Consider the following 4,129-nt stretch of genomic DNA (forward strand, 5'->3'; position numbering starts at 1 on the left):
TCCACGGGATCAGACGATCGGCGGCATGGGTGACCATATTGTGGCCGGAAGCGTCACCGGTGTGGAACTCCAAACGTAAATAAATCAGTTTGCCGACAATTTGTACATGGGTGTCCAACAGTTTCGCAAAGCGGCTGGATTCGGATACCACGGCTTGCAAGTCGTCCTGGCGCTGTTGCAACGCGCGGGTGTCGCGCAGGGCGATTTCGGCATTCGGCGCTTCCAGCAGCACCGAGCGGGTCATGCGTTCGTCGATGACGGTGACGCGAATGCCATCGGCATGATGGGTCACGCGCGCGCCACGGGCGACCGATGGCCATAAGGGCGATTCATAGGTCGCCATCGGCACCATCAGGTCGTCAGACGTCACCTCACCGATCAGCTTGAAGGGGCCGACCGACTGCATGGGAATCTGGGCGTAAGAAAGGGAGGACTGACGGGCGTTGTCGAGTGATTCATTTTTCATATTGCGGTATTATATGCGAACTGAAGGGGTTATTGATTGAAAATTAGACCTCCGGCTCGGGTGAAATCTCAAGCTTGGGGCTTGAAAATGAAAAGGAAATAAAGCATGGCATTAGCAACCGCACGACATATTCTGGTGGATACTGAAGAGCAGGCACTGGCACTGAAAAAACAGATTGAAGACGGCACGGATTTCGCCGATGTGGCGCGGGATCATTCTCAGTGTCCTTCTAGCCACAGTGGTGGCGATCTGGGGCAGTTTGGTCCGGGCATGATGGTGCCGGAGTTTGATAAGGTCTGTTTTTCCGCCGAGATCGGTTCTCTGGAAGGGCCAATCAAGACTCAATTCGGTTATCACTTGGTAGAAGTGACCGACAGAACCGAATAAACCACTCGGTTTGATTCCCCCTTGAATTCCTGTAAAAACGACCAGGCCTGGTCGTTTTTTGTATTCCATGCGGCTTTTGGGAGTCGGTCATAATGGGCGACTTGCTGGGCATCGACATCTAACCCGAAGGTAAACATTCGGGTTAAGTCCCGCAGAATTTTATTCTGGGTTAATCGAGGTGCCCTTGAGTATAACGAGTTGCGTTATATAACGTTTCTCGTTATAATGAACCCATGATTCAGACCTTCAAAGACAAAGATGCTGAAAAGGTATTCAAAGGCCAGTTTTCCAAAAAGTTGCCACAAGCCATTCAGCGTAAAGCTCGTATGAAGTTACGTATGCTTGATGCCGCTTTGATTTTGGAGGATTTACTCATTCCTCCGGCGAATCGTCTGGAGACATTGAGCGGTGACAGAAGCGGCCAGCACAGCATTCGCATCAACCAGCAGTGGAGGGTGTGCTTTGTTTGGAATAATGGACAGGTTCAAAACGTTGAGATTGTGGATTACCACTAGGAGGGAAGATGAACAGAATTGACAATATCCACCCTGGCGATATTTTATTGGAAGAATTTTTAGAGCCTTTGGGGATTTCGCAAAATAAATTGGCAAAGGTAATGAAGGTGCCGCCACGCCGTATTAATGAGATAGTGCATGGCAAGCGTTCGATTACTGCCGATACTGCAATAAGATTAGGTTTAGCACTTGGTACCACGGCTCAATTTTGGATGAATTTGCAGGCGGCTTACGAGTTGGAAGAAGCCAGTTTAGCCAAAGGCGGCGAGTTTGTGGCAATAGAACGCATTGTAGCCTAGCCGCCTGTCGGACTTAAGCCAACCGGCTGCAAAAAAGCTGAATTTGGCCATTTTTGGCCCAATTTTTCGTTAAATAGCGGGCTATTCGCCTCAAAATTGAACAAAAACTGTCTCAAATCAGACTTTTTTTCGCTTCGATCGTTTAAGTCCGACAGGCTGCTAGAGGCATCCATTCTAAGGTCAGGTGCCACCAAACCGAAGAAGTGGACTTTAAGGGTTAATCGAGGTGCCCTTAATGTTTTGAATGTTTTGAGCGAACTTACAGCCTGGTGTAAAACCGCATTTCATGATTGGCATCTATCACAAAATGTGGATACCCAAAATAGAGATAAAACAGGAAGTGTTCATGCGTCGAATGTTACAAGTCGTTTCGTTTTTGCTGGTGTTCATTGCGGGGTGGGGCAGTGCGCAAGCTTCGCACGTTGAGCCGACCGCACCGCTCAAACAAGCCGCCGTCGCCATGCCGGATGAATACAGCGCCAACGTCGCCCAGCAGGTTCTGCAACGCGGCGGTAATGCGGTGGACGCTTCCATTGCCGCGGCCCTGACCTTGGCGGTGACCTATCCCGAAGCCGGAAATCTGGGCGGCGGCGGTTTTATGACCTTGTATTTTCCCAAGCCGAAATCCTCGGCTGACGCGGCGCAACCGACCCAGCAGGCGTATTTCCTCGATTACCGCGAAAAAGCCCCGCAAGCCGCACATCGTGATTTGTATCTGGATGCCAACAAACAGGTGATTCCGTATCAATCGCTGGTCGGCTACCAAGCCTCTGGCGTGCCGGGCACGGTGTTAGGTTTATGGGAAGCGCATCAAACGTTCGGTTCCCTACCTTGGGCGAGGCTGGTGCAACCGGCGATTGAGTATGCCGAGCACGGCTTTGTGGTGTCGCCCGAGCTGGAACGGATGGCGCAATGGTATCAAAACTGGATTGCCGATAAATCCAAACAACCGCTCAATTTCAAAACCTATTTCGGTCATTTGAAAGCCGGGCAAACCTTCAAACAACCGGAGCTGGCAAAGACTCTGAAACGCCTTGCCAAATCCGGTGCGCAGGATTTTTATTTTGGCGAAACCGCCGATTTACTGGTCAAAGAAATGCAGTCCAATGGCGGTTTGATTACCCATCAGGATTTGGCGGATTACCGCGTAAAATGGCGTCAGCCGATTGTGGCCGAATGGAAAGGGCGCGAAATCATTTCCGCCGCGCCGCCCAGCTCCGGCGGCATCGCCATTGTGCAACTGTTGAAAATGAAAGCTTTGCTGGATGACGAATTTCAGGAGGCGTTGGAATCCATGGATAAGGCGGGTATTCCTCAGGACGCCGTTCGCGCCCATTTTTATGCGGAACTCGCCAAGCGTGTTTATGCCGACCGCGCCAAATACCTTGGCGACCCGGATTTCATCGAGGTGCCGATTCAGCAACTGATTTCGGAGGCCTATCTGCAACGCCGCGCGGCCGAAGTGAACATGGACGAGATTTCTGACTCGGAACAGATTCAACCAGGCCTGGGCGAATCGCCGGATACCACGCATTTCTCAGTGGTGGACGGTGACGGCAATGCCGTGTCGAATACCTACACCTTGAATATGCCGTTCGGCAGCGGCGTAGTGGTGTCCGGTGCCGGTTTCCTGATGAACGACGAAATGGACGACTTCAGCACTAAACCCGGCGTGGCGAATGTGTTCGGCGTGGTCGGCGGCAAAGCCAATGAAATCGCGCCGGAAAAACGCATGTTATCCTCCATGTCGCCGACCATTCTGGTCAAGGACAATCAAGCCGAAATGGTGGTCGGTACGCCGGGCGGTTCCTCCATTATCACCTCCGTGTTCCAAACCATCGTCAATGTGGTGGATCGCAAAATGCCCGCCCAGCAAGCGGTGGAGGCCACGCGCGTGCATCATCAATTGTTGCCGAAGGATTTGATTCAATACCACCCCGAACTGGACACCGACACCCGTCAGGCGTTGGAACTGATGGGGTATCGTTTAAAACGCGGTAATTACTTGGGCGATGTGCAACTGATTGTGCAAGACGATAGCGGCTTGCAAGCCGCTGCCGATGTGCGCGGCCGTGGTGTCGCCAAGGTGTTTGATCTTCCGCCCAGTGCTTCCAAAGATGACTGACGAAACGCAAACGCCTCAAACCCGCGAAACCCCTCAAAACGACTGGCAAGTGTATTTACTGCGCTGCGCCGACAACACCCTTTATTGCGGCATCACCAACGACCTGCCGCGCCGTCTGCGCCAACACAATGGCGAAATTAACGGCGGCGCCAAATACACCCAAGGCCGCCGCCCCTGCCAACTGGTCTATTGTGAAAACCATCCCGACAAAAGCCAAGCCCTCAAACGCGAACGGCAAATCAAACAATGGCCGAGAAGGCAGAAAGAAGGGCTTTGCATTAACTAGCCCGAATATTTCACAAATTTGCACCGACCTTGCTTGCTCCTTGATTCCACA

5 protein-coding genes and 1 pseudogene are annotated in these 4,129 nt (G+C 52.0%); 5 read left to right on the forward strand and 1 reads right to left on the reverse strand.

Annotated elements, in window-relative coordinates; all coding sequences use genetic code 11:
- Nucleotides 1-466, reverse strand: a pseudogene (locus ACP5D0_RS10185) (hydroxymethylglutaryl-CoA reductase); the annotation flags it as partial.
- Between the two features lie 105 nt (nt 467-571).
- Between ACP5D0_RS10185 and ACP5D0_RS10190 the strand changes: the two are divergent.
- From ACP5D0_RS10190 to ACP5D0_RS10210, 5 genes are all read left to right on the forward strand, one after another.
- Entirely contained in the window at nt 572-853 is a 282-nt protein-coding gene (locus ACP5D0_RS10190) for a peptidylprolyl isomerase (RefSeq protein WP_472365685.1), read from the forward strand.
- A 233-nt stretch (nt 854-1,086) separates the two neighbouring features.
- A complete protein-coding gene (locus ACP5D0_RS10195; RefSeq protein WP_472365686.1) occupies nt 1,087-1,368 on the forward strand; it encodes a type II toxin-antitoxin system RelE/ParE family toxin in 282 nt (93 codons plus the stop codon).
- An 8-nt stretch (nt 1,369-1,376) separates the two neighbouring features.
- Complete coding sequence (locus tag ACP5D0_RS10200) at nt 1,377-1,667, forward strand: HigA family addiction module antitoxin (RefSeq protein ID WP_472365687.1); 291 nt, start codon at nt 1,377-1,379, stop codon at nt 1,665-1,667.
- Nucleotides 1,668-2,013: 346 nt separating this feature from the next.
- Nucleotides 2,014-3,792: a gamma-glutamyltransferase gene (gene ggt / locus ACP5D0_RS10205; RefSeq protein WP_472365688.1), complete on the forward strand. Its 1,779-nt coding sequence runs from the start codon at nt 2,014-2,016 to the stop codon at nt 3,790-3,792.
- Nucleotides 3,785-4,078, forward strand: coding sequence for a GIY-YIG nuclease family protein (locus ACP5D0_RS10210; RefSeq protein WP_472365689.1), 294 nt, complete (start codon nt 3,785-3,787; stop codon nt 4,076-4,078). The genes ggt and ACP5D0_RS10210 overlap by 8 nt, the downstream gene beginning before the upstream one ends.
- Nucleotides 4,079-4,129 lie beyond the last annotated feature (51 nt).

The sequence above is a fragment of the Hydrogenovibrio sp. genome (assembly GCF_049975065.1).
Classification (GTDB): Bacteria; Pseudomonadota; Gammaproteobacteria; order Thiomicrospirales; family Thiomicrospiraceae; genus Hydrogenovibrio.